We start from the raw sequence: 25,396 nt of genomic DNA on the forward strand, positions 1-25,396 counted from the left end.
ATCCGTTACTATTTCTTCGCGTGACATGCGGTGCAGTCAGTTGAAGCAGGCTTCTTGAGGTTCATGGTGTCATGACAGGTCATGCACTGAACGTGGTAAGCAGCCTTGAGGGCCGGACGTCCGTCCTGAATTTGGCCTCCGTGACAGCTTGCACAGCTCGGCGGAGTCGCGCTGGCAGGGCTGTTGTGGTGGCAGCTTCCGCACACGGTGAGAGGTGTGTTGTGGAAGGTGTTGGCCATCTGGTCATTTTTCATGCCCTCGACCAAGCTCATGATGATCTTGCGGTGGGGCAGCTTGCTGGCCTTGTATTCATTTTCGAGGACGTTGATGGTCACGAATTCAGGGATGTCCTTTTCTGCAACCAGAGTCGGGGAGGAAGGACGCTCCAGAATCAGCGAAGAAGCCATGGCTGCCTTGGCGGAGGCATCCATGGAGACGGGCTCGCTGGAAGTGGAGGCGGGGCCGTTATGACAGGCCGCACAGGTTTCCTCGGACTTGACTGCATTGCTGGGCATCAGCTCGTGACAGCCTGCACATTTGGGGTCTTTCTGTTTTACAGCGTGACAGCCAACACAGGATTTGGTGCTGTCAACTTTGTGCATGGCCTTCTCAAGAGTAACGAAACCGCCTTCCTTGGAACCACGAACGGTGTGACATGAGGAACAAGCCTTGTTCATGGTTTCATGGTGACAGGAGCTGCAGGAGTCAGTGTAGTTTTCATGAGCTTTGTGGTTGAAAGCTACGGAAGCCATGGTGGCTTTTACTGCTGCATTTTCCTGTACAGGTGCGGTGAGCAGAACTGCGTCAGGCTGTTTTCTGGGCAGTCGGGGCAGAGTGCCTCCCAATTTTTTCAGAACAGCGGCGTTGTCTACCTTGAGTTCTGCAGCCTGGGTCTGGCCATGACAGCCTGCACATTCGGCAGGACCGGTCTTTTCGGCCTTGGCAGCTTTCATTTCAAGGTGGCAGGATACGCACTGGCCGTGGTAAGCTTCGGAGGTGGTCAGTTTGACATCGCCTTCAGGCTTTGCAGTGTGGCAGACGCTGCAGTTGTCTTCCTGACCTTTCACGTACTCAAGCTTTTTGCTGAGCTTGTTGTACTCGTGGTGGCAGCTTCCACAGTTGGTGTCCTGACCCTGATCTTTGGCGATGAGCTTGGAACCCCAGTGACGGTAGTGGAGGATGTTCTCCATACTTGCGGGAGCCCTGTCAGCGCTCAGTTCGGGGTCAGCAACGTGACAGCTGCGGCATTCGCCGACCTGAGGTCCGGTTTTCTTTCCGGCCTTTGCATCGGCAGCGTGACAGCTGATACAACCGTTGTGGTAAATTTCTTTGAGCTGTTCAGGAGTGCCGTTTTCAAGTCTGTTGAACTTGTAAGAGATGGCACCATCTTTTTTCTGGTGGCAGGCAGTACAGTCTTTGCCCTGCTCGGCCACCGCCTTGCTGTGTGTATCGTGGAGAAACACAACCGCAGGCAGTTCCAGTTTTTCCTGAGCGGCGATAGTGTCGATCATAATAAGATCAGGACGCTTATTGCCATTTTCCTGGGGGGTTCCGACCATGCTCAGCGCTTCCATGTGGAAGCCGAGCACCCCTGCCAGGACAATCAGGATACCGGACAATCGCAATAGTTTCTTTCCGTTTGCCATGATATCGATCCCCTCTCATGCAATTGGACTCTAAGCCTTATGCTTAGGACCTTTGTTGCCCCGTCCAGTGTCAGCCCTGTTAATCTTCGCGGCTTTATCCTCCATGGAAATCCGCTCTAAATAGAAAAACGGGACACACCGATCCGACGCGCCTCATTCCCCATTCGTTGGGGGGGTATTAATACCCCCTCTCTAGATGGGTTTTTATACCTGCTCGATAGGTATGTTATTAATCAAGGTCACGTCAAGGGGGTTTCGCAAAAATCGAAGGCTTGAATTCAGCTGACGACAGTACCTGCCCGCATCGTCAGTTTTGATATGTGCTTTGAGATTGTTTAATCTTTATGATACTAAAATATCAGTATAAATTTTATGTAACGCTATATATTAGTTTTATGATTAATGAAATATATATGGTCGGGTTTATCCCTACTGTACTGGTGTGAATTGGTGGTAGTCGGAGATAATTATTGCGCTTTCCATAATGCAATTTTTCAGCTTTGGTATGGCAAAATAATCCACTAAAAATTATAAATTTGAAACTGTACCTATTGGTATGGGTGTGTCTGTGTGTTGAGCAGTACAGCAAGACGTGCTATTTTTGATGATCAGTGGGAGATAATTTTATGAGAGGTAATTGATGATGAGAACTCTTGGAATCGTGGGTGGCATGAGCTGGGAATCGACCGCCACCTATTACAGGTTGTTGAATGAGGGCGTCAGGGAGCGGGCAGGGGGACTTCATTCCTGTCCGATGGTCCTGCACAGCGTAGATTTCGCACCATTTGCGGAGAATATGGGTGTTAATGACTGGGAATCCATTACCAATGGTTTGGTGCATGCTGCGAAAAGCGTCGAATCAGGCGGAGCCAATGCAGTCGTTATCGCTACGAATACTATGCACAAGGCTGCTCCGGAAGTTCAGGCGGCTGTAGACATTCCTCTGCTGCATATGGCTGATGCAATTGCTGCCGGCGCGAAAAAAGCAGGTGCCTCCAAGCTGGGACTGCTTGGAACAGCCTTCACCATGGAGCAGGATTTCCTGTCACGCCCGCTTATGGAAAAATACGGACTTGAAGTCATTGTACCGGGCAATGAGGGGCGTTCCCTTGTGCACAGGACCATTTTTGACGAGCTTTGTTGCGGTAAAATTATCGATAAGACCAGATGTGATTATATATCAATAATTAATAGCCTGATTGAGGCTGGAGCAGATGCAATTGTGCTCGGCTGTACCGAGATAGGCCTGCTGGTCCGTGCGGAAGATGTCTCGGTTCCGCTTATCGATACGGTTCATGCCCATGTTGAGCTGGCTCTGGAGTATGTGTTCAGTTAGCTTCGTGCAGTTTAAAGCCGGTATACTGTAAGTTATACCGGCTTTATTCGGATTGCATGGGTGTGAAACGGCTATTTATCGTAGTTGCTCAATATAAGACTGGCGTCAGCTTTGGTGTCAAAATCGTTAAAATAGTCGATTTGTTTTTGAGATAACTGGCCATTCACAACGTCTTTAACAAATAAATTTTCCACTAATTCCTGATTGGTATTATCTACGTATCCCAAGACGATTTTCTTTCTATTTGAGATTAATTTGTTGCATAACCGGACGGTGGAGTAGTGCGGGAGTTCTTTTCCTAGCTCGATAAAATATTTTTCAATATGTCCGGTTGGATTTGGGCTGGTAACGAATATCCTGCAGTAATATTGGTCTTCGTCGATTGTTTTGGTGAAGATCCCGCTGTTGGGAAGCTCTGCACCGTAGAGGTGCTTAGGATAGAGGTAATAACCTGGATTTATAGTCATTAGCTCGACCTAGGAAGCATCTTCCAATTTACTGTCAGAGTTTTTTGATGCGTAGAAATATGTTTGAGCCCTTGTGGGACCTTGGCTGGTTTGCTCCTCACCAATAAATTGCATGTCATTATTGAATGTGACAGTCAGTGATGGGGAGTTGGTTGAAGAAAATACATTGTCTTTTGCAACCCGCTCTGCCACGCAGCCACTGATAAAAAATGCATAACATGCAATAAAAATAAATAATTTCAGTTTCATCAAAGGTACCCCTCTTTTTGAGGTGTATTATTGATGTTGCATGATTATTGTCAAGATAAAACATTTTATTTCATTATAATCAGCACAATTTGGGGAAACTTCGAATGGCTTTTTTTAGGGTGTTACTCTGCGGCTACAGCAACTCCTGCCCCCAGAAGAACCGAACCGGCACAGCGGTTGGCTATTTTCCAGACTTTGGGGTTGCGAATGGCATTACGGCTTTTGGCTCCCAGCCATGCATAAGTGAGCAGGATTGCGAAAACAGTTGGAATTACGGCGCAGACCACGATCACCACGTCGGTTGCAGTCAGCGCCTGCAAATCCATGAATCCCGGCAGGAATCCGCAATAAAAGGCGATTATCTTGGGGTTGCCGAGTGACAGGCACAGCCCGGCGATAAACGTCCTGATAAGCCCTTTCTCTTTCGGAAGCGTTGCCTGTTCCGCATCAGGCGGGGCGGACGTCCAGCATTTGATTCCCAGATAGACCAGATATGCTGCGCCGATCCATTTCAGGATCATGAAACCGGCACCGAGCTGCTGGGCAATAAATCCCATTCCGAAAATGGCCAGCAGCAGGTAGACGAGATCTCCAAGCACAAGCCCCACACACCATAGAGCGGAAGCCTTGAATCCGCGTGATACGGACTGGGCAATGATGGACATGACTCCCGGTCCGGGAACGGATGCGAAAAGCATGACGGTAAAAATCAGCGTTATGGTTGAAGCTATGGTCATTGTTTTTGAATATCCGATCAGGTTAGCGTTTCTGTTATTTGATATTTATCTACAACCACTTTCCTTACTGGTCCAGCCAAATATTCGTTGGCTCCCATGGCCAACTCGGATATCTCTTTTGCATCCCCCGTACCATTAAGATTCAGGTAGTTTATGACCACACAATCCAAGGGACTTCCAGTTTTTGAATTTTTGATCCTGTGCAGCGTTGTTTTTCTCGCCGTCTGCAACAACTCGGTTTATTACAGCCTTCATGTCTATTTACAGGGGCTGGGATTTTCCAAAAGCGCATCCGGGTTTATCATCAGTATTTATTCGCTGGCAGGCATGTTCATGTATGCGGCAGTGAGCAGCTTTATCTCGATTTACAATGCCTACAGGTTCATGTCTGCAGGTATGCTGCTGGTTGTACTGGGTGGAAGCGGGTATTTATTTGTCAATGATTTCTGGTTGCTGTGCCTGTTGCGGGTGGGGCAGGGTGTGGGAATGTTCATGACTCTCGCTCCCTGCGTGGCTCTACTGGTTTCAATGATAAGCACGGACAATGCCGGATCGGCGTTCAGTCTTTACTCAACGGCCCTGCTGCTCCCCTATTCCCTGCTACCGGATATTTCCGAGCGGCTGGTCCCGCATCTCGGAGGATCGGCAATGATGTATGCGGCCACCGCATCGTTGATCCCGGTTGCTTTTATGATGACACTGTTCCTGCGCTGGCGGACTGCCCGGATGCATCTGCGCGAGGAGAAAGCAAAGACAGGGCCTTCCCTGCGGGAGTCATATTCCAATGTTGCCCGGCTCAGTATTATGACCGTTCTGGCGGCAAACGGCATATATTTCATGATTTTTACCGGGGTATTCTTCCTGTTTCAAGACTTCGCACATTCGCGGGGGATTGAAAGGGCCGGGTATTTCTTCTCTGTGCAGATGGGGGTGATGATTGCCCTGCGTCTGTTCGGAGGAACTGTTTTTGACCGCTTTTCCAAGCGCGGACTTATTGTCGCGGCATTCCTGATCAATGCTGTGGGGTTTCTCATGCTTATGGGGCTGTCTGACGAGGCCATGCTCTTGCCGATTGCCGCTGTCTTCGGCATAGGTATGGGGCTGAGTGCTCCGGCTTTGAACTCATTGATGTTTACCGTGAGCGAGCCCCGCTTCCGCAGTTTCAACGTGAATATGATGATGTTCACGGTTCATATGGGATCATTTTTAGGCCCATTGTTGGGGGGAGTCATGGTTGATATGTTCGGTTACGGCGGATTTCTGCAGATGGCCGCTATCGGTACTGGCGTGGCTGCACTGGTTTTCCTGTTCATGAGCAGGGGCGGATTGCAGGTTGAAACGCATTGAGAACTGTGGTTGAAATAAAAATAGCAGTTTGAGCAATCTTGCAGACTTATAAGCCAGAAGGAGTTTGTCGTGCTTGATAAGGATGTTGAATTTATGAACGAGGCCTACAGACTGGCCAAAAAGAGTTATGACGAAGGCGGACTGCCAATCGGCGCGGTGCTTGTACGTGGGGGAGAAATTATCGGGCGCGGGCACAATCAGCGGGTGCAGAAGGGTGACCCCATTGCTCACGGCGAGATGGATTGCCTGCGCAATGCCGGGCGTCAGAAAACATACAAGGATACAGTCCTTTATACGAGTCTGTCACCCTGCATGATGTGTTCTGGAACCATTGTTCAGTTCGGAGTCCCGCGGGTGGTCATCGGTGAGAACAGGACTTTCGGCGGAAATGAGGAATTTCTGAAATCAAGGGGAGTGCAGGTGGATATACTGGATCATCCCGAATGTATCGCCCTTATGGAAACTTTGCAGGCGGAAAAGCCTGAACTCTGGGCTGAAGATATTGGCGAGGATTAGTGCTTAATCGTTCAAAAAGAAAGGCGCCCTGCTTCTTGCGAAACAGGGCGCTTGATACTCGCTGGAGCTTCCGAGCAGGATTGAACTGCTGACCTCGTCCTTACCAAGGACGCGCTCTACCGACTGAGCCACGGAAGCATCCGGTATATTTTGGCCTTCTTTAGCGTTAATGCCCTTTCAGGCATGCTCGACTGCTTTAGCAGGAGCTTCGTCGAAAGCCTTGGGTGACGGTGTTTCAAAAGAGGGGAATCGATCTGATCCCGGGGTCTCTTTTTGAAGTGGTCGGGATGAGAGGATTTGAACCTCCGACCCCTTGAACCCCATTCAAGTGCGCTCCCAGACTGCGCTACATCCCGACGTCACGAGGAGTGTTTCTATGGAAATGTGCTGGACAAGTCAATATTTTTTTGGGGAAATGTTAAATTTTTTTAAAAATAAGCAGGTTGAAGGTCAAAAAGACTGAGACCACCAGCCCTGATGTACCATGATTCGGGCGAAAAGGCCCAGTCCATGCGGCCGGGGTATTTGTTTACGAAGGCGGCAAAGGCAAATCCGGCATAGTTTTTCATGCCCGGATGCAGTTCAGACAGCGGCCATCTGGGGCAACCCGTCCGGCCTCGCCGTAGAGCACGAACTGTATCCAGTCCACGTGGGCTATTTTCAGGTCCTTGAACGGATTCCCTTTGGAGATTTAGCGGTATTCCGCACTGTGTATATGTCTGCCTTATCCCAGAGCCTGTAGCCGTCGTAGCCCTTCATGCGCTGGCGGCCGCCCAGTGTGGCACCATCCCACGGCGGGTGCATGTTGTCGGACTGTACCGCACTGATCCAGAATCCCAGTGCAATTACCTGTTGGCGGGCCTGCTCTATACTATTCATGAATATTCTTCGGATAAGCAGGATTTTGTGTCCGGTTTTGATTGCAGTGCATATCCGTTGAGAGATATGCTTATACTGCACAGATGCAATCTGCGTTATCAAGGCTGAATTGTTGTGTCGTACCGTGACGTAAGAGGTTGATTATTCATGAGTCTGTTCGACTGGCTGCCGTTCGGCAGGAAAAAAGTACGTATTGATCCGGAAGAAGCCCGAAATCTGCTGACTGCCCGCTATAATAATTTCCGTCAGCTTATTCAGGCCAACACCAGAACTCACGAGCACATTGCCGAGCTGGAGGAAGCTCTGCGCGGGGTCAGCCCGTACGGTATGCATTATGTCCGCGCTCTGTGTACCAGAATTTCTGTGTCCACTTTCAAGATGGTAAAGCATCTCAATGAACTCAATCCGGAACGATATTCGCGGCTTTTTGAACGGTATAGCGAGATACAGGACAGTATTGCCGCGGAGATAGAACCTGCCCACTATTCCGGGGAGGGCGAACTTGTCCTTGAGTTGGACCGTGTGGGCCGCGATCAGGCTGACCTGTGCGGACCCAAGATGGCTATGCTCGGGGAAGCTGGGCACAGCCTCGGGTTCAGGATTCCGGCCGGATTCGTGGTCTCGACAGCGTCATTTCGCAGGTTCATGGAGCAGAACGGGCTGCAGACTGAAATAGACCGGAGGATTCAGGCCACTGATTACAAGAATCGGGATGAAGTCTTTCAGGTATCCTCTTCGGTAATGGGACTAATTATGGAGTCCCCTCTGCCTGAAGATGTCGCTGGGGCTATTTACGCCGCCTATGATCGACTGAGTGCTGATCTCGGCAGGCCAGTGAATCTGGCGGTGCGTTCAAGCGCGCTGGGAGAGGACCATGAAGGAGCTACCTTTGCAGGGCAGTACCGGTCAATTCTTAATGTCGAGCGCGGTTCTCTTCTGGAAGCGGTCAAGGAAGTCATGGCGTCCAAATATTCCATGCAGGCCATGGCTTACCGTAACAACCGCGGTTTGAGGGATGAAGACGTGGCCATGAGCGTCGGTTGCATAGAAATGGTTGCCCCTGTTGCGTCGGGGGTTGCTTACTCCCGGAGTCCGGTGAATGTCCGGGACAGGAACGTCACGGTTTATTCCGTCTGGGGTCTGCCCAAGGCAGTGGTGGACGGCTCTGCGGAGACGGATGAATTCTCCGTCAGCCCGCTTTCGAAAGGGCAGGTGCTGCGAAAGATTATTGCCGACAAGAGGGACCGCTTTGTCTGTGATGCAGGCGAAGGTGTGTGCAGGACTGAGCAGCTTGATGACAGCCGTCTGGAACCGTCCCTGACCGACGAACAGGCTATTATGGTTGCAGAGGCCGCAGTGAAGATTGAGGAGCATTTCGGTGCGCCGCAGGATATTGAATGGGCCATTGCCGGGGACGGTACTTTTTATCTGCTGCAATGCCGTCCGCTCATGCTCATTGAAGACGGTTTTGACCACAGCATTGATAATCCTGATCTGCCTGCCCCGTTGCTTTCCGGCGGGCGCACCGCGAGTCCGGGAGTCGGTGTCGGACCGGTGTTTCCCGTACGCAAGAGCGCGGACAAGCTTTCTTTTCCTGATGGCGGCATCATGGTTCTGAAGCAGGCTTTGCCCAGCCGTGCGGCACTGCTGGACAGGTGCAGCGCGGTTATCACCGAGCAGGGCGGTATGGCCGGGCATCTTGCGAACGTGGCCAGGGAATTCGGTGTTCCGGCCCTGTTCGGAGTCACGGATGCCCTTGAAAAACTGCAGCAGGGGCAGATTGTGACCGTTGATGCGGACGGTCATGCAGTCTACTTGGGTCCGGTTGAGGCCCTGCTGACCGAAAAGCCGCGTAAACGGCTCATGAAGGGAAGCCCCGTACAAAGGGCTTTGCGCATGGCGGCACGCCACATTGTCCGCCTGAATCTTACCGACCCGGATTCTCCGGACTTCCGGCCTTCCAAATGCAGGACCTACCATGACATCATGCGTTTCTGCCATGAAATGGCCGTGCGGGAGATGTTCGGATTCGGGGCCAGCGACGAGCACCTGATGGCGGCATCCAGACAGCTTGTCTGCAATGTTCCCAAGCAGTTCTGGATTCTGGACCTAGGTAACGGTGTCGGCGCGGAAGGGGATATAAATCAGAAGTGCGTGTTCATGGAGCATGTCCGCTCCATACCCATGCGCGCACTTTGGGCCGGGATGCAGGCTGTTCCCTGGGACGGTCCTCCGGCAATTCATGGGAAAGGGCTGATGTCGGTAATGTTTGAGGCGACCATGAACCCGAACCTTAACGTGGCATCAAGGTCCAGCTATGCCCAGAAAAATTATTTCATGATTTCAGAAAATTACTGCTGTCTGCAATCGCGCTTCGGGTTCCATTTCTGTTCCGTGGAATCCCTCGTGGGGGAACGCACATCCGAGAACTATGCCAGTTTCCAGTTCAAGGGCGGGGCTGCCAACCCGGAACGGAAGATCCTGCGCGCCCGTTTCATCGGCGGAATTCTGGAGGAGTTTGATTTCAGGGTCCGCATCCGTGAGGACAACCTGAATGCCCGCCTTGAGGGACTCACTCGCGAGGACATGGAATACCATCTCAAGATTCTAGGTTACCTGATAACCCATACCAGACAACTGGACATGATCATGACCAATCAGGTTCAGGTGGATAAATACCGGAAACGTTTTTTCAGTGATTTTGAACAGTTCAAGCCATGATGCGCCTGATGCTTTTCGGGCTGAACGCTGCGAAAATGCAGCACGTTAAATATTCATGCCGGAGTTGTGGCAATATCCGTATTGAAAAAAGCACCGTAAATAATGCCCTGCATATTCTTTTCTGTAGGTGCTGATCCATGAATGAGCGCAATAAAGTATGCTGGTGATTTAGCTTTGTGTGTAAGTTTGTGCTCACATATTTGAGGTGCAACTGTTTGACTGTTCTTGAGAGTTTGTTGACACAGTATAATAATTTTACATATTGAATCCCGACCAAATGTAAGTCGGAGATTACTGTAGTGCGTTTACCCAGATTTGCCGTTGTTTTATGCCTGTGCATTTTCATGTGCATAGTGTGTCTGCCTTTCTCCAGCTCCGCCACCGATGAAGAGGACAGTTCTCCTAAACTTTTCCTTCGAAATAAGCAGGTAGATCCGGTCCATGGCAGCCTCGAACCGGTCCTGCTGCCTTCATCCGAAAATACATCCGGCAGCTCAACTGATTCCGGCACCCAGTCTGCAGCTCCCAGCTTTTTTGCCCGCCTTTTTTCGTTTGCTTCACCGGTTGTCGTTGAAGAACAATATAATTATTACATCGTACAGTTCAGCGGACCGCTACAGTCCGGCTGGAAGGAGTCCGTTTCAGCTCTGGGCGGCAAATTTTATGATTATATCCCGCAGTACGCATTTATAGTCAAAGCCGGTGAGTCCAAGGTTGATTCCATCCGGGCCCTGGATTTCGTCCGTTACATCGGCGAGTATGCGGCGGACCTTAAGCTGTCCGACGGAATCTATGACATAACCTCCGATACATTGCAGGAACAGGGCGGAAAGCTTGATGTCCGTGTGGTGGTATTTCCCGGTGAGGATGTTCCCGATATCGGTAATGAAATCGTTGCCGCAGGAGGACAGGTTGTTTCAAGTTCCTCTTCGGAGTGGAACAGTGTCCTCACCGTACGTATACCTGTTGCAAAGGTTTCGGGCCTGAAAGATATCTTCGGGGTGAAGTGGATTGAGCGTGCCCCGAAACACCGTACCGGAAACAATATTTCAACCGGGATAAGTGAAATCCGCTCCGAGCAGTCCAAGACCTGGCCTGTCTCAGGCACCAGACTTCTGGGAAAAGGACAGATTGTCGGGGCCTGCGACAGCGGGATTGATACCGGAGACAGCAGCAACATGCACCTTGATTTCAGTGACGGACAAGGTGGCACACGGGTGATCGGCTATGTAACCCTGACCGGCGCCGAGCAGGTCGATTACAGTGGGCACGGAACCCATGTTGCAGGAATAATGTGCGGCAACGGTTTGATGTCAGGAGCCTCGCCAGCGACAAACAGTTTTCCATCCACCTGCTATGCCGGAGTGGCCCCAAAGGCTGAAATATATTTTCAGTCAGCAGGAGTGGCTGCCGGCAACGGGGCTCTTACCGGAATACCTTCGGACCTGAATGAATTGTTCCAGCCTGCTTATGATGCCGGGGTCAGAATACATACCAACAGCTGGGGAACCAGCGGGGTCGGCGACTATTCCAGCGAGAGCCTGAACGTCGACCAGTTCATGTGGAGCAACAAGGATTTTCTCGTCCTCTATGCTGTGGGAAATGCCGGATACGACAAGGATATGAACGGGGTTATCGATAAATATTGTATAGATACCCCGGCAACGGCAAAGAACTGTCTGTCTGTCGGAGCCTCCGAGTCCTACCGGATGGCGGAGGGCGAGGGTTTTTCAACCAGGGTCTGGTCAGATTTCAGAACATATGCCGATCCGGTGGGGTCCGATCTTTTATCCGACAAGCCTTACGGCATCGCTGCTTTTTCCAGCCGCGGACCGACTATCGACGGCCGTTACAAGCCGGAAATAGTCGCTCCCGGGACCAACATACTTTCAACACGGGCGTCACAGCAGCTCGGAAACGGCTGGGGGGCTTTCAACCAGTACTATTACTGGTCAGGTGGAACCAGCATGGCCACTCCGCTTGTGGCCGGAACAGCCGCCATTATGCGTGAATATCTCATGAAGGAGGAGGGTTTTTCCAACCCCAGTGCTGCATTGATCAAGACGGCACTCGTACACGGTGCTGTTTCGCTAGTTCCCGGGCAGTACGGAACTGGGGATACGCAGGAAGTTGTTTCTGCTCCTGATTTCGTTCAGGGGTGGGGCAGGCTGGATTTTGAAGCATCAATAAATTCCGACAGCAGCTATAAGATAAACTATTACGATATTACGGATTCTGCTCCAGCTGCTACCGGATATTCCAGAACATTTTCCTTTCAGGTTGAGAATGATGAGGAACCGTTCAAGGCAACCCTTGGCTGGACCGATTATCCGGGGACAGTTGCTGCTGCCGGCGGGCTGGTGAACGATCTTGATCTGCGGGTCAAAAAGCCGGACGGAATCTGGGTCTATCCGGACAATGCGGTTAATTCCAGCCCGCTGACCAAAGTTCAGCTCGTCAGCAGTGTGAACGGGTTTTATACCGGGGAAGTGATCGGGCTTCATGTTACTCCGCCATCCTATCCGTGTACGCTGGAGTCGGTTGTACTCGCATTTTATAACAGCGGATCACTTCTTTCTCCCGTATCCGTAGTCGTTTACAAATACGACGGTGGAGTAGGAGACGAGATATTCAGGAAATCCTTTGCCTATATTCCCAGTGGGGAATATGCCCTGCCGGTGGGGCTTGACCTGACTGATGGAAGTATCGTGATCTCGGTGGAAAAGAGCAGCGAGCAGCTCGGAGTTTATTATCAGAACGGTAACCCCACTGCCCGCGGATTGATCAAGTCATCGGGAATCTGGCAGGAGGCTTCCGTCACTCCGGGGCTGATAGCGAACTTCAGAACAACCGTTCCATCCACCGGGTTTGACCGTCTGAACAATACGGTTTCAGTGACCGTGGCCAAACCTCAGTCCGGGACCTACACGGTTGAAGTTACGGCTTACAACATACCGAACGGGCCGCAGCCGTATGCTCTGGTCGTCAGCGGTATGACCGGGGAAACCCCGACTAAAGGCGATATCGGGCTTAATCCTGATCAGCCCGGTGCTCCTGTCTCCACATTTCTAAGCAAGACAAGCCAGCAGCAGAGTGCCCAGAGTGTCAACGCAGGTTACGGAACAGCGTTTGAGGATGTCTACAGTCAGGAATCTTCCTTCAGGCTGCAGACTTCGGAAAACGGAACTGTAAGTGTCCGTTACGCCGTTGATGGCCTTCCTGCGGTCAAGGCCGGAGAACTGGGACTTTCCAAACTATACAGCAACGGGACCAACAAGCCGTTTACCTACGCCGGGTTTGAAGATTACAGCGATGGAAATTGGTGGCTGACGGATGTCAGCGGAGGTTTTCTGGACAGTGTAACTTCATTGAATGCGACTACGACGTATTATGTCGTGTCGGTTGTGAAAGACGGCGGGCTTTACGATGAAAACCCTGAAGTCGGAATCATAGACGATCCCCAGATACTTGGTCTTTCCTCTTCGGGCGGGGCCAGCGGCTGTGTGATTGGGTCCGGGGATGATTACGGCAGCGTTCTCCTGCTGTTTATCGCAGTATTTTCCCTGCTGCTTCGCATGGTTGCCTCAGAAAAAGCGAAACGGCGGATGGGGTGATCCGCCGTTTCCTGTCCGACATGTGGTTGTTGGTGTGGTCAAATGTCGGGCTGTGTATGTCGATCCGTGTGTCTTTAGGGCAATGGTCTGTCTGGCTGTTAAATCTGTTCCCTGGGAGCAGGCAGCTTGGTTCCGCATTTGGAGCAGGTGACCGTTTTAAGCTTGTCTCCGTATTTGATGATATTTACTGTCCCGCAGTTGGGGCAGGTTCGTTTCCGGTGGAAAGCCGCCTTGAGTGCCGAATAAATTCCCCACATGATGAATCCTTTCAGGTAAATTTTATAGCGTTCAACAGGGCGAGTTTCTCAAAATAACCTGCTCAGAGCAGGTCGTTATCAAGTATGAGCGACTCCAAGGTGATCATGCCGACGATCTCACCCATGTGTTCAACCGGGGCACGGTGAACCACTGTGCGATGCAACAGGCGTACAGCATAGCGTATATCCATATCGGCTGGAACCGTAATTACGGGCTTGGTCATGATTTCATATACATAGGCTGAGGCCGCATCCCGGTCCGGGACGATGATCTTGCTTACAAGGTCACTGACGGTCACGATCGCCCAAGCATCATCGCTGTTTCTTTTGCTGACCAGCAGTTCGGAAATCTTTGCTCTGCGCATCATCTCCGCCGCTTCCTTTGCCGTAGCCATGCCGTCTATGCTCTGAACGTCACAGTGCATCACATCACGCACACGAACTATGAGTGAACTCATCACTTGATCTCCCTAAAAATAACTGTCGCGGACTTTGTTTTTGAAAACTTCGATCTGGCTTTCCATGCCGAGGACGTTTTCCACGGGCAGGACAAAGGCGATGCCTGTTCCCGGCTTGTGAAATTCCCCGGCGGTCCTGATAGCCTCCATGACCGGCTTGACCATGTGCTCTTCAAGCAGGAAGAGCACTATGTCGGTCTGGTCTTCAAGGGTCAGCCCGAAAAAGGTCTTGGCTTCGCGCATCCCGGTTCCCCTTGCAGGGATAATGGTTGCGCCGGTTGCTCCGACAGCCTTGGCCGCGTCTACTATCGCATCGGTCTTGTCCGGTTTTACCGGGGCAAAGATGATCTTGAATCGCATGTCTTATCTCCCTGATGTTTTCAGGCCCGCACGTGCTCTGTCCTGTTGTCAGGATGCAGAAGTCTGTATTTTTGATTCGCCGCAATAGCCGACACTGCCGACCGGTTTACTTGCCGGTCTGCGCTTTGCCCTGCGTGCGGCCATGAAATGGGTGTACTGAGCATATCCCATGACAGTTATGATTGGAAACAGACTGGCGAAGGCGATCAGTCCGAAACCGTCCAGTGCCGGATTTCTTCCGGGAACTGTTTCGGAGAGTCCCAGCCCGAGGGCCGCAACCAGCGGAACGGTCACTGTGGAGGTAGTCACCCCGCCAGAATCGTAGGCCAGTGGGATAATCTGTTTCGGCGCCAGAAATGTCTGGATGATCACAATCACATATCCGGCCAGAATATATATGTAGAGCGGGGTTCCCGTCACAATGCGGAAGGCGCCCAGCGAAATGCCTATTGCTACTCCGACAGCCACGGTGATGCGCAGCCCCCATTGGCTGATCACCCCGCCCGAGACTTCTCTGGCCTTGAGTGCCACTGCCAGCAGGGAGGGCTCCGCAATGGTTGTGGAAAACCCTATCATGGCGGCGAACAGGTATACCCATCCGTAGTCAGTCCAGTCGTTGAGTGCGGCGACCCCGCCTTCGCCCGCCAGCAGCGAAGGCGCGGAGAGTTGGGTCGCCATGATCCTGCCTATCGGAAACAGCGCTTTTTCCAGGCCGATCAGAAACATTGCCAGTCCTATAACAACATACACTCCCCCGATTATGAGGCTGCGCAGGTTGGGAATGGACTGGCGCAGAACAAAGAGCTGAAAGCACGTAATCAGAATCAGTATGGGCAGGATGTCCTTTATGGTGGCAAGGAACACCTGTCCGAATTCAATCAGGAATGCCATTATAGTGCCTTCCTCTCTTTGAAATTTATATCAGGCCGTTCCGGGCACCTTGGAACGGCCTGATTATTAGAAAACGGTCAGTCCGTACCCCATGACAAAGATCATAGGAAGGAGGGAGGCAAAGGCGATCAGTCCGAAACCGTCCAGCAACGGGCTGCGTCCTTTGATGATTGAAGCCAGACCTACTCCCAAAGCCGCTACCAGAGGAACGGTGACGGTGGAGGTGGTAACACCACCGGCATCGTAGGCTATGCCCACGATCTCTTCGGGAGCGACAAGGGTCATGAGCATTACAACCACATAGCCGCCTATGATCAGATAGTGTACGGGCCAACCGCGCAGTATCCTGAGAACTCCTATGAGTATCGCCACTCCGACGGAGAAGGCCACCGACAGGCGAAGTCCGAGTGCGTACCTGTTGAGTGACTCTTCTCCGGGAGCGATCAGATTGCCTTGCGCGGCAATATTGGCAGCCTCAGCTGAAACGGCGATCAACGCGGGTTCTGCAACCGTAGTCGAAAAGCCGAGCAGAAAGGCGAAACTCAGCAGCCAGAACAGGCTTCCCCTGCGGGCCAGGGCACGGGCCATTTCCTCCCCGATCGGGAAGAGGCCCATTTCAAGTCCCTGGATGAAAAGCATCAGTCCAAGAACCACAAGGACGCCGCCGTAAACGACCTCCCCAAGGTTCGGCAGGGGCTGTCTGAGAACAATGATCTGAAAAAATGCGATCACCAGAATGATGGGCAACAGGTCCTTGAAGGAGCTCCACAGCTTTCCCAGGATACCCACGGTAATTCTGCGCAAACAAAATGCCTGTTTATTTCCGGTCATCAATTGAATCTGTTTTTATGCAGTTAGACTGCTTTGTCTCTGAGTATCTGACTTGATCTCGCCGCATCGACGATCCTGTTCATCAGGATTTCGGTGTTGGCCGGTTTGAGCATGAAGTCGAAAGCACCGGCAGTCATGGCCTGCACTGCACTGTCCATGTCCGCATTGCCTGTAAGCAGAATTACTTCCACCTGCGGATAACGGTTTTTGATGATCCTCAAGACCTGCAGACCGTTCATGCCGGGCATTTTCATATCCAGCACAACCACCTGAAACAGTTCGGTATCAAGACATTGAAGCGCTTCCTCTCCGCCCGCTGCGGTGGTCACGTCCACAGCCCTCCTTCCAAGCCGTTTGGCCAGAACCGAGGAGAAGCCGTCTTCGTCATCAACAAGAAGTATCCGAATGTTTTTCATGACCTTTCTCCGTTGCTTTGAATCTGCAGTTACAATGAGCATGCCAAAATCAGATCTATTTGGTCGATAAATATGGCTGCTCACACGGCTGTTTTGTATTAATCATTTGATTTATTTGGTTTATTCTGGCGGGTATAAATGTCCCGGTTGTGTGCTCCGGCAATGGATGTAAATAAAAATAATGCTCTCTGAGATCCCCGGATATGCTTCCAGATACGGTTGCATATGGTGAGCGGGGTGTTTTGCCCCGCTGCTTTGCGGATGGGTACTTGTTTCCTTGTGAAAAAGGTAACAGGCGTGGGCTGTGGGCTTGCAACTGAGAATGTGGGGCGTTTTGTGCCGGTGGGGTGAAATGAACCGATATAGCCCTGTGTGAGTGTTGATAAGGTATTATTCCGGGCATCAGTTTGAGCCTGCAACATTATATAAGCGAGATTTAAGTTGTCTGTATAAAGTCTTTAATTTTGTGTGGTTATGTATAGAAATTTGTGCCCGGGGCGGATCTGCCCGGATGATGTTTGTGGCACACCCTTTGCTCAAGGGGGATTACGGACCGCCCACACGGGGCAGGCGTAAAACAACGTAAAGAGCAGAGTGGAACAAAAGCATGCAGATTGAAAACAGAACCCCCTACGACAAGCTTTCCCGCAAGATCGCGCTTATCGTAATCACGGTTTCCATCGCGCCTCTTATTCTTGTGGGCGGGCTGATTTTCGATCAGTTCCGTTCCATCTACCGCTCCAAAGTTTATGCCCACCTGGCCGAAGTCGTTGATAAGCACAAGGACAACGTAAACAACTTCCTCAGCGAAAAGCAGGGCGAGGTACAGTTTCTCACCCGTGCGTTCACCTACGGGCAGCTTACTGATCCGCAGTTTCTGGAGAAGACTCTCAAGTCCATGCAGCAGCAGTACGGACGTATCTTCGTGGATTTCGGAGTCATCGACAGGGCCGGCAGGCAGGTTGCCTACGCAGGTCCCTTCGATCTCCTTGGTGCTGATTACTCAAACGCCGACTGGTATCTCAACAGCCGCGACAAGGTTACCGGGATAAGCGACGTTTTCATGGGACTGCGCCAGTCTCCGCATTTCATAATCGCCGTCAACAGCGGTGAAGGCGAACACAGGTGGACCCTGCGCGCCACCATTGATTTTCTGGCTTTCTCCCATCTCGTAGAGAACATCCGCATCGGTGAAACCGGCTATGCCTACATTCTCAACAGGAACGGGGTGTTTCAAACCAAGCCTCCGGCCAGCCGGGACAGCAACCTCGTCCTTACCCCTTACGAAACAGTCCGCAAGCCGCTTACGGCTGAAGGCGTGACCATCCAGCTCTCCAAAGGCAGTGATGGTGAAAAGTATGTGACCGTCAGTTCCCAGCTCAAGGGCGGGGACTGGAAGCTGGTCTATCAGCAGAACGCCAGCGATGCCTTTTCCGCCATGATCCGCAGCGAGTTCTTTACCCTGGTTATCTTCCTTACCGGAGGCCTGGGCATAATTGTGATGGCTCTTTACCTCTCAAGGAAGCTCGTGACCCGTTTCCGTATCATCGACGAGGAAAACGCCATGATGAACAGGCAGATGGTTGAGACCGGCAAGCTTGCTTCCATCGGAGAGCTGGCAGCCGGTATAGCCCACGAAATCAACAACCCGGTGGCCATCATGATTGAAGAGGCCGGTTGGGTCAGCGATCTGCTGGAAGACGAAGGCAGGGACATGTCCTGCTATGCCGAAATCAGCCGGGCTCTGGAGCAGGTGCGCACTCAGGGCGGACGCTGCAAGGACATCACCCACAAGCTGCTCAGTTTCGCCCGCCAGACCGACTCAAGGATTGCCGAAGTTTCTCTGCCTGCACTTATCGAGGAGGTCGTTGAAATTTCAATGCAGCAGGCCCGATACGCGCAGGTCAGCCTTTCGCTCGATCTGGACCGCAACATGCCGCTGGTGCGGGCTTCGGTATCCGAGCTGCAGCAGGTCTTTCTGAATCTTGTCAATAACGCCATTCAGGCCATGGAGTCTGAAGGGGGGAAGCTTACGATCAGCTGCCGTGCTGAAGACGGACAGGCTCTTGTCACAGTGGCGGACACCGGTCCGGGAATTCCCGAATCCAATCTCGGGCGTATTTTTGACCCCTTCTTCACCACCAAGCCTGTGGGCAAGGGAAGCGGTCTGGGGCTGTCCATCTGTTACGGGCTGATTCACCAGATGGGCGGAGAAATTGAAGTTGAAAGCGGAGTGGGGCTCGGTGCCAGATTCTATATCAGGCTGCCCCTGCCCCGGTCCGGTAACGGTCAGGAATATAACAAGGAGGATTAAGCATGACGGACGCAATTATTTTGTTCGTGGACGATGAGGAAGCTTTTGTCGAGGCTATGTCCAAAAGGCTCGAGAAGCGCAACATGAAGGTTCATCAGGCATTCAGCGGAGAAGCTGCCATGCGCGTTCTTGAGGAGACTCCCGGAATCGAGGTGGTAATTCTGGATATGAAGATGCCGGTCAAGGACGGGCTCGGAGTTCTTCGGGACATCAAGCGGGATTTCCCAACAGTGGAAGTCATTATGCTTACCGGTCATGCCACTGTGGAATCGGCCATCGACGGTATGCAGAACGGAGCTTTCGATTATCTGATGAAGCCGTGTTCAATTGATGACCTCATAGCGAAGATCAGGCAGGCCGTGAAACTTCATCACGACCATGAAGAGGAAGAGGTCAAAGCACGTATCGACGATATCACCCACCGCATGGCCTAGGGCTGTCGGTGTCACCGGAGGGCCTGCGGAGTGATCCGGGGGCAAGCGAGTTGAAGATGAAAGACGGTGAAAAACAAATAAGACTGCTCATGGTGGACGACGAGGTCGGGTTTGCCGAAGTTCTTCGCAAACGCATGGGCAGGCGGGGCATTCTCGTTGAAACGGCCTATCGCGGCGAGGATGCGGTGAGGATGCTCCGCGAAAAGCAATTTGATGTGGCCGTACTTGATTTGAAACTCGAAGGGATGGACGGGATAGAAATTTTAAAAGTGTTCAGGATGCTGGATCCGGAATTGCCGGTGCTGATGCTTACCGGGCATGGCTGCGAAAAGGCGGCTGCCGAAAGCATCAGGCTGGGTGCGGCAGAGTATCTGTCCAAGCCGGTGGATTTCAACCTGCTGCTGGAGAAAGTGCGGCGGGCGTGCACCCGGAAGGAGGGAGTCCGTGAAAGGGATAAGGGTTCTTCTGGTTGACGATGAAATTGATTTCTCCCGTGTGCTGTCCAGAAGGCTGGAGAAACGGGGGATGTGTGTCAGCACGGCTTCATGCGCGAGTGAAGCCATGGAGACACTCAGGCTTGAAGAAATGGATGTTGTTCTGCTGGATGTCAGAATGCCAGGCAGGGACGGTGTCCGGCTTCTTGGAGAAATAAAGCGGCTGTATCCGCAGGTTGCGGTCCTGATGCTCACAGCCCACATCAACTCGGATATTGTCATATCCTGTCTGGCTATGGGGGCCTGTGACTACCTCCTTAAACCGACTGATGTGGAAGAGATAGAAGGAAAAATCAGCGATGCAGCCGTACGCAGGAATAAAGGTCCGTTCGGTAAGGCGTAAGAGTCCGTTCGGGTCAAGGGTACAACAACCAAATTGAACATGTGAGGATAACCATGGGTTTTTTCAATCAATGGGGTAAGTTTATGATGGCAGGGGCCGGATACATGGCCCGCTGGGAGATCGACAACGCCAAGGCGATCATGGGCAGCAGAAAGCTGCGCATGCTGCTCGGGCTTATGCTCATCCCCGTTATTCTGGGCGGTATAGCCTTTGCCGATGACATTGCTCCGGTGCTCCCGGATCTGCTCGGCGGCAAGAAAGCCTACAGCCCGGCTTTCTACAGTCTCGGTATTTTCATGGTCTCCATCGCCATTGGTATTGGAGCCGGACTTATCACCGGCTGTATCGGTGCCGGCGGCGGATTCATCATCGCTCCCGCCCTCATGAGTGCCGGTATCAAGGGGATTCTGGCCGTTGGTACCGACCTGTTCCATATTTTCGCAAAGGCGATCATGGGCAGTGTTATTCACCGCAAGATGGGTAACGTTTCCGTGCCGCTGGCAGTGGTCTTCCTTATCGGTGCCATTCTAGGAGCTACGGCCGGTGGTGTTATCAACCGCGTGCTGTATGAGATCAACCCGGTGCTGTCTGATGCGTTCATCACCACCGTGTACTCTCTCATGCTCGGTTTCCTCGGCACCTATGCCATGTATGACTACCTGAAGGCCCGTAAGTCCGGATTCGGCGGAGGAGCTCACGGAGGTGGAGAAGGTGCTGAACTCGGTTCCCTGAGCAAGTCCCTGCAGTCCATCAACTTCCCCCCCATGGTGAAGTTCGATCAGGATCTTACCCCCGGAGGCCGTCAGATCTCCTGGATCTTCCTGGTGCTCTCCGGTGCGCTGGTCGGTCTTGCTGCCGGTATCATGGGTGTCGGCGGCGGCTTCCTGACCTTCCCCATCTTTGTATACGTGCTCGGCGTGTCTTCCATGACCACCGTTGGTACCGACATCTTCCAGATTGTCTTTACCGCAGGTTTTGCATCCATCAGTCAGTACGCCATTTACGGCTTCATTTTCTACACTCTGGCCATGGGCATGCTGCTCGGTTCCCTGCTGGGTATCCAGATAGGTGCGCTTGTGACCAAGGTCGTTCCCGGTGTGACCATCCGCGGTTTCTACGCCATGGCAGTTCTGGCCGGCTTCGTAAACCGTATCTTCGCTCTGCCCGGAAAGCTTGGCGAAATGGGCTACATTCCCGTCTCTCCTTCGTTGGGTCGAGTGCTTGATTCCATCGGAATCTGGGCCTTCTTCATAGTCATCGGCGGATTCTCCATATGGGTAATCGGCACCTTCCTCAAGAATATCCCGAATCTCAAGTCAGAAGGAGCGCACTAAAATGATAGTCAACAAGAAAGAATTTACCGGCGGTCTGGCTCTTCTCGGGCTCTTCTTTGCAGTGCTCGTGGTTATGTTCCAGCCCATATTCGACGGCAGAAACGCCATGGCTTACCTTGACGCGATGTACAACTCCATCTCCAAGGGCTCTGTAAACTACATCCCGGTCATGCGTGAGGATGTAAAGAAGCTTGGAACCAAGGACCTCACCCTCAAGCTGAATTACACTTCTTCCGTGCAGGCCGAGCAGTCCGCAAGGCAGTTCGAGAAGGCCGGAGTCAAGACCGAGCTGAGCGGAAGGGAACTTCAGGTAAGCGGATCAATTGCGGCAATACTGAATACCAGCCTTGATGATGCGGACCTCATGTATCACAACAATGCCAAGGCAATTGAAGACAAGTACGGTATTGAAGCCCGTCGGGCCACCTATAACTGGTGGACCAGCCTTAAGCTGATGGAAAAGGCACTCAATGGGCAGGAAGAGTTCAAGGTAGCAAAGGTTACCGCGAACGTAATGAAGAGAGCCGTGGAAACAGCATACAACTATTATGAGATCGAGCCGCTCAACATCATGGATGAACTCGGTCTGGTAATATTCTCGCTGATCTTCTACGTGGTTTACACATTATGGTACGGATTTGCCATCCTGTTTGTCTTCGAAGGATGGGGACTCAATATCGGTCATTAATAATACGGTAACGTACCCCCAAACGCGGCGGACGGTCCGGCTACCTCCAGCGCCGGACCGTCCGCTACTACTTTACTCGCATATAAATTCGCCTTATTCTTGATAAATGAGGACGGACATATGAATCTTCAGGAATATTACGACACCATAATGCAGCTCAGCCACGGCATCGTGGTCACCCTTGATCTGGACGGCGGGATAATTCACGGCAACTCAAGACTCGAATCACTAACCGGCTATACCATGAAGGAGCTGGCCGGACTCGACTGGTTCGAAACCTTCGTTGTTGAGGAACGGCGTGAACAGGCAAGGAAGGACGTTCTTGAAAAAGCCGGACATCGTGATATTTCAAGAATTTCCGGAAAAATACGTTCCCGGAGCGGGGACAACATATATATAGATTGGCACCTGAAGGCCCTCAGTGATTCTGATGGCAGCACTATAAGCATTCTCTGTGTCGGGCAGGATGTCACTTCGCATATGCTCAAGCAGAAAGGGCTGCTCCGTGAAAAGTTCACGCTTATTGAAAGGAACAAGGAGCTGAACTGTCTTTATGAGATCAGCAAGCTTGGTGGTGATGTCGAACTGGGCCTGCAGGAAACCCTGGAAAAAATAGTCCATCTGCTCCCTTCCGGCTTTCAGAGTCCGGAAAGTACCCATGTGCGGTTGCGGGTCGGCAGCCTGAGCTGGGAGACAGACGGTTTCCGGAAAACTGAAAATATTCTGGTTGAGCCGGTTGAATCAAGCAGTGACATCCGCGGTTCAATAACCGTTGCCGTGGAGAACGGCGAGCGGGTAGGAAAAGGAGAATCCGTATTCATTGAGGATGAAAAGGATCTGCTCTCAACCGCAGCCCAGCAGATATCCATTATTGTTGCCAAGAAGGAAATCAAGTCGGTCAAGAAGCAGCTTGAGCAGCAGCTCAGGCAGGCGGACCGTCTGGCCAAGATCGGTCAGTTTTCCGCCGGCGTAGCACATGAGATAAACGAGCCGCTGGCCAATATACTGGGATACGCACAGCTTGCCCTGCAGACTCCGGACCTGCCGGATCAGGTCAGGATGGATCTCGGTAATATTGTTGATTCCTCTCTGCATGCGCGGGAGATAATCAAGAAGATAATGTTTTTCAGTCGGCAGTTGCCCCCGCAGTTCATCCCGACCAACCTTAATGAGACAATTACTGAAGCTCTGCGTATCACCGAGACTGCGGCCAAGCGCAGTAATATTGAAATAATCTGTGATTTTGATGAAAGTCTGCCGCCCATTTCTGCTGACCCGCAGCACATCAAGCAGGTCATGGTAAACCTCGCGGCGAATGCCATTCAGGCTATGGGCGATGGCGGGCGATTAAACATAAAGACACTGAATAATGCTAACGATGTTTATATAATAGTCGAAGACAACGGGCCGGGAATTCTTCCTGACAACCTTAAGCAGATTTTTAATCCTTTCTTCACCACCAAGGATGTGGATAAGGGAACCGGGCTGGGCCTTTCGGTCGTGCTCGGTATTGTAAAGGCTCACAAGGGATTTATTCAGGTGCATAGTGAGCCGGGACAGGGAACCCGTTTTGAGGTGGCTTTTCCCTGCCTGCAGAGTAACCAGCCAACTGAATAGCTTGATGGATACGAAATGACGGAAAAGATAAGAATTTTAGCAGTTGATGACAGCAAGAGCACACTTGAGGTGCTCAAGCGCAATCTTGAATCCCGTGGATACGAGGTTCTGACCTGTCTGCGGGTGGACGAGGCACTGCCCCTGCTCGATGAATACAGGATAGACATTGTTATCACGGATTTCAGGATGCCTCAGGCGACCGGTCTGGATCTGATCCGGCACGTGCGCGAAAACCACCGTGATGTGGAGATAATGATGATCACCGGGTATCCGTCCATTTCCGGGGCTGTCGAGGCCATCAAGGACGGAGCCGGAGAATATCTGCCCAAGCCGTTCACTTCCGAAGAACTTTTGAATGCCATGGACCGCATCATGGAGCGGGTCAACCGCAGAAGGGCGGTCAAGGTCGTTGAGGTCCCGGATGAAACTTACGGAATAGCCGGAAATTCTTCAGGAATGCAGCTGGTTTTCAGGCGTATAGGCAAGGCCGCGGCAACCAGTGCAAATGTGCTCATATCCGGTGATTCAGGAACCGGTAAGGAACTTGTTGCCCGTGCCGTGCACTACCATAGTGATCGCAGGGCCGCTCCGTTTGTGCCGGTCAACTGCGCTGCCATTCCCGATTCACTGGTTGAGAGCGAGCTTTTCGGCCATGTGAAGGGAGCTTTTACCGGAGCGAAGGAAGCTCGGGCCGGATTTTTCGAGATAGCGAACGGCGGTTCGATTTTCCTTGATGAGATCGGCGATGCCAGCCCCAACATGCAGGCCAAGCTGCTTCGAGTGCTGCAGTCCAAGGAATTCTGCAAAGTCGGATCAAGCGTGGTCCATACCGTTGATACCCGTATTCTGGCTGCAACCCACAAGAATCTTAAGCGCCTTGTGGAAGACGGGTCTTTCCGTGAAGATCTTTATTACAGGCTGAATGTGGTCGACATCCCCGTGCCGTCCCTTGCAGAACGTGGTGACGATATTCTTACACTGGTCAGCAATTTTCTGGTCAAGTTCTCAAAGGCCATGCAGCGGCCCACTCCATGTATGACCGATGAGGCTCTTCAGGCCCTGCGCAACTATTCGTGGCCCGGAAACGTCCGTGAACTTGAGAACCTTATTCACAGGCTGGTGGTCATCGTGGATCACGATCCCATCGAGGTCAACGATCTTCCCCCCAACATGCGTTTCTGTCTGCCGGTAGAAGGCCGGGTGGACCGTTCTCTGGAAGATGTGGAGCGTGAGCATATCAAGAACGTGCTGGCAATGACCAACAACAACAAGACCCGCGCGGCCGAAATTCTCGGCATCAACCGCAAAACCCTGCGCGAGAAGCTGAAGCGTATGGAATTGGAGCTGTAGTCTCCTTTGATCTTGCGATGGAGTCTGAAAAAGTGAGGCCGCACTATCCATGAGATATTGCGGCCCTTTTTATATTATCTGCCGCAAAGGTCGCGGC

At 52.0% G+C, this 25,396-nt stretch carries 24 protein-coding genes and 2 tRNA genes; 13 read left to right on the forward strand and 13 right to left on the reverse strand.

Going from position 1 to position 25,396, the window contains the following annotated elements:
- Positions 1 to 8: 8 nt before the first annotated feature.
- Positions 9 to 1,646: a sulfate respiration complex hexadecaheme cytochrome HmcA gene (gene hmcA, locus N7E73_RS11855; protein ID WP_432734959.1), complete on the reverse strand. Its 1,638-nt coding sequence runs from the start codon at positions 1,644 to 1,646 to the stop codon at positions 9 to 11.
- 640 nt (positions 1,647 to 2,286) lie between these two features.
- Here hmcA and N7E73_RS11860 point away from each other — a divergent pair.
- Positions 2,287 to 2,982, forward strand: a complete 696-nt coding sequence (locus tag N7E73_RS11860) for an aspartate/glutamate racemase family protein (RefSeq protein ID WP_432734960.1) — start codon at positions 2,287 to 2,289, stop codon at positions 2,980 to 2,982.
- A 71-nt stretch (positions 2,983 to 3,053) separates the two neighbouring features.
- On the opposite strand, the gene N7E73_RS11865 is transcribed toward N7E73_RS11860, so the two are convergent.
- The 3 genes from N7E73_RS11865 to N7E73_RS11875 form a co-directional block, all read right to left on the reverse strand.
- Positions 3,054 to 3,449 (reverse strand): hypothetical protein, encoded by a 396-nt coding sequence (locus N7E73_RS11865; RefSeq protein WP_432734962.1) that lies wholly within the window; start codon positions 3,447 to 3,449, stop codon positions 3,054 to 3,056.
- Between the two features lie 9 nt (positions 3,450 to 3,458).
- Positions 3,459 to 3,698 carry a hypothetical protein gene (locus tag N7E73_RS11870; RefSeq protein ID WP_432734963.1) on the reverse strand — a complete coding sequence of 80 codons (240 nt, stop codon included), beginning with the start codon at positions 3,696 to 3,698 and terminating at the stop codon, positions 3,459 to 3,461.
- Between the two features lie 122 nt (positions 3,699 to 3,820).
- On the reverse strand, positions 3,821 to 4,435 hold the full coding sequence (locus tag N7E73_RS11875; RefSeq protein ID WP_432734964.1) for a LysE family translocator: 615 nt from the start codon (positions 4,433 to 4,435) through the stop codon (positions 3,821 to 3,823).
- Positions 4,436 to 4,588: 153 nt separating this feature from the next.
- Between N7E73_RS11875 and N7E73_RS11880 the strand changes: the two genes are divergently transcribed.
- The gene (locus tag N7E73_RS11880) at positions 4,589 to 5,782 is read left to right on the forward strand and encodes an MFS transporter (RefSeq protein WP_432734965.1); all 1,194 of its coding nucleotides are present in this window, start codon (positions 4,589 to 4,591) and stop codon (positions 5,780 to 5,782) included.
- A 69-nt stretch (positions 5,783 to 5,851) separates the two neighbouring features.
- Positions 5,852 to 6,298 (forward strand): nucleoside deaminase, encoded by a 447-nt coding sequence (locus tag N7E73_RS11885; RefSeq protein ID WP_432734966.1) that lies wholly within the window; start codon positions 5,852 to 5,854, stop codon positions 6,296 to 6,298.
- Positions 6,299 to 6,360: 62 nt separating this feature from the next.
- Here the strand turns inward: N7E73_RS11885 and N7E73_RS11890 are convergent.
- The 3 genes from N7E73_RS11890 to N7E73_RS11900 form a co-directional block, all read right to left on the reverse strand.
- Positions 6,361 to 6,436: transfer RNA gene (locus N7E73_RS11890), tRNA-Thr, on the reverse strand.
- A 141-nt stretch (positions 6,437 to 6,577) separates the two neighbouring features.
- Positions 6,578 to 6,654: transfer RNA gene (locus N7E73_RS11895), tRNA-Pro, on the reverse strand.
- Positions 6,655 to 6,958: 304 nt separating this feature from the next.
- Positions 6,959 to 7,177, reverse strand: coding sequence for a hypothetical protein (locus N7E73_RS11900; protein ID WP_432734968.1), 219 nt, complete (start codon positions 7,175 to 7,177; stop codon positions 6,959 to 6,961).
- A 147-nt stretch (positions 7,178 to 7,324) separates the two neighbouring features.
- Here N7E73_RS11900 and N7E73_RS11905 point away from each other — a divergent pair, with 147 nt between their 5' ends.
- The gene (locus N7E73_RS11905; RefSeq protein ID WP_432734969.1) at positions 7,325 to 9,898 is read left to right on the forward strand and encodes a PEP/pyruvate-binding domain-containing protein; all 2,574 of its coding nucleotides are present in this window, start codon (positions 7,325 to 7,327) and stop codon (positions 9,896 to 9,898) included.
- 299 nt (positions 9,899 to 10,197) lie between these two features.
- Positions 10,198 to 13,512: a S8 family serine peptidase gene (locus N7E73_RS11910; protein WP_432734971.1), complete on the forward strand. Its 3,315-nt coding sequence runs from the start codon at positions 10,198 to 10,200 to the stop codon at positions 13,510 to 13,512.
- 98 nt (positions 13,513 to 13,610) lie between these two features.
- On the opposite strand, the gene N7E73_RS11915 is transcribed toward N7E73_RS11910, so the two are convergent.
- The 6 genes from N7E73_RS11915 to N7E73_RS11940 form a co-directional block, all read right to left on the reverse strand.
- Positions 13,611 to 13,769: a hypothetical protein gene (locus N7E73_RS11915; RefSeq protein WP_432734972.1), complete on the reverse strand. Its 159-nt coding sequence runs from the start codon at positions 13,767 to 13,769 to the stop codon at positions 13,611 to 13,613.
- A 62-nt stretch (positions 13,770 to 13,831) separates the two neighbouring features.
- Positions 13,832 to 14,227 carry a CBS domain-containing protein gene (locus tag N7E73_RS11920; protein ID WP_432734973.1) on the reverse strand — a complete coding sequence of 132 codons (396 nt, stop codon included), beginning with the start codon at positions 14,225 to 14,227 and terminating at the stop codon, positions 13,832 to 13,834.
- Positions 14,228 to 14,239: 12 nt separating this feature from the next.
- Positions 14,240 to 14,587, reverse strand: coding sequence for a P-II family nitrogen regulator (locus N7E73_RS11925; protein WP_432734974.1), 348 nt, complete (start codon positions 14,585 to 14,587; stop codon positions 14,240 to 14,242).
- A gap of 48 nt (positions 14,588 to 14,635) precedes the next feature.
- Complete coding sequence (locus tag N7E73_RS11930; protein ID WP_432734975.1) at positions 14,636 to 15,478, reverse strand: DUF1538 domain-containing protein; 843 nt, start codon at positions 15,476 to 15,478, stop codon at positions 14,636 to 14,638.
- A 66-nt stretch (positions 15,479 to 15,544) separates the two neighbouring features.
- Positions 15,545 to 16,267 (reverse strand): DUF1538 family protein, encoded by a 723-nt coding sequence (locus N7E73_RS11935; protein ID WP_432734976.1) that lies wholly within the window; start codon positions 16,265 to 16,267, stop codon positions 15,545 to 15,547.
- Between the two features lie 65 nt (positions 16,268 to 16,332).
- Entirely contained in the window at positions 16,333 to 16,725 is a 393-nt protein-coding gene (locus N7E73_RS11940) for a response regulator (protein WP_432734977.1), read from the reverse strand.
- Positions 16,726 to 17,332: 607 nt separating this feature from the next.
- Here N7E73_RS11940 and N7E73_RS11945 point away from each other — a divergent pair.
- From N7E73_RS11945 to N7E73_RS11980, 8 genes are all read left to right on the forward strand, one after another.
- On the forward strand, positions 17,333 to 19,039 hold the full coding sequence (locus tag N7E73_RS11945; protein ID WP_432734979.1) for a sensor histidine kinase: 1,707 nt from the start codon (positions 17,333 to 17,335) through the stop codon (positions 19,037 to 19,039).
- 2 nt (positions 19,040 to 19,041) lie between these two features.
- Positions 19,042 to 19,473, forward strand: a complete 432-nt coding sequence (locus N7E73_RS11950) for a response regulator (RefSeq protein ID WP_432734980.1) — start codon at positions 19,042 to 19,044, stop codon at positions 19,471 to 19,473.
- A 56-nt stretch (positions 19,474 to 19,529) separates the two neighbouring features.
- Positions 19,530 to 19,946: a response regulator gene (locus tag N7E73_RS11955; RefSeq protein ID WP_432734981.1), complete on the forward strand. Its 417-nt coding sequence runs from the start codon at positions 19,530 to 19,532 to the stop codon at positions 19,944 to 19,946.
- On the forward strand, positions 19,918 to 20,310 hold the full coding sequence (locus tag N7E73_RS11960; protein WP_432734983.1) for a response regulator: 393 nt from the start codon (positions 19,918 to 19,920) through the stop codon (positions 20,308 to 20,310). The genes N7E73_RS11955 and N7E73_RS11960 overlap by 29 nt, the downstream gene beginning before the upstream one ends.
- Positions 20,311 to 20,363: 53 nt before the next feature.
- Positions 20,364 to 21,644: a sulfite exporter TauE/SafE family protein gene (locus N7E73_RS11965; protein WP_432734984.1), complete on the forward strand. Its 1,281-nt coding sequence runs from the start codon at positions 20,364 to 20,366 to the stop codon at positions 21,642 to 21,644.
- A 1-nt stretch (position 21,645) separates the two neighbouring features.
- Complete coding sequence (locus N7E73_RS11970) at positions 21,646 to 22,332, forward strand: hypothetical protein (RefSeq protein WP_432734985.1); 687 nt, start codon at positions 21,646 to 21,648, stop codon at positions 22,330 to 22,332.
- Positions 22,333 to 22,452: 120 nt separating this feature from the next.
- Positions 22,453 to 23,949 carry an ATP-binding protein gene (locus N7E73_RS11975; protein WP_432734987.1) on the forward strand — a complete coding sequence of 499 codons (1,497 nt, stop codon included), beginning with the start codon at positions 22,453 to 22,455 and terminating at the stop codon, positions 23,947 to 23,949.
- A gap of 15 nt (positions 23,950 to 23,964) precedes the next feature.
- Positions 23,965 to 25,299 carry a sigma-54-dependent transcriptional regulator gene (locus N7E73_RS11980; RefSeq protein ID WP_432734988.1) on the forward strand — a complete coding sequence of 445 codons (1,335 nt, stop codon included), beginning with the start codon at positions 23,965 to 23,967 and terminating at the stop codon, positions 25,297 to 25,299.
- The last annotated feature ends 97 nt before the right edge of the window (positions 25,300 to 25,396 follow it).

Origin of the sequence: Maridesulfovibrio sp. FT414, assembly GCF_050916235.1 — a bacterium.
In the GTDB taxonomy this organism is placed as follows: Bacteria; Desulfobacterota; Desulfovibrionia; order Desulfovibrionales; family Desulfovibrionaceae; genus Maridesulfovibrio.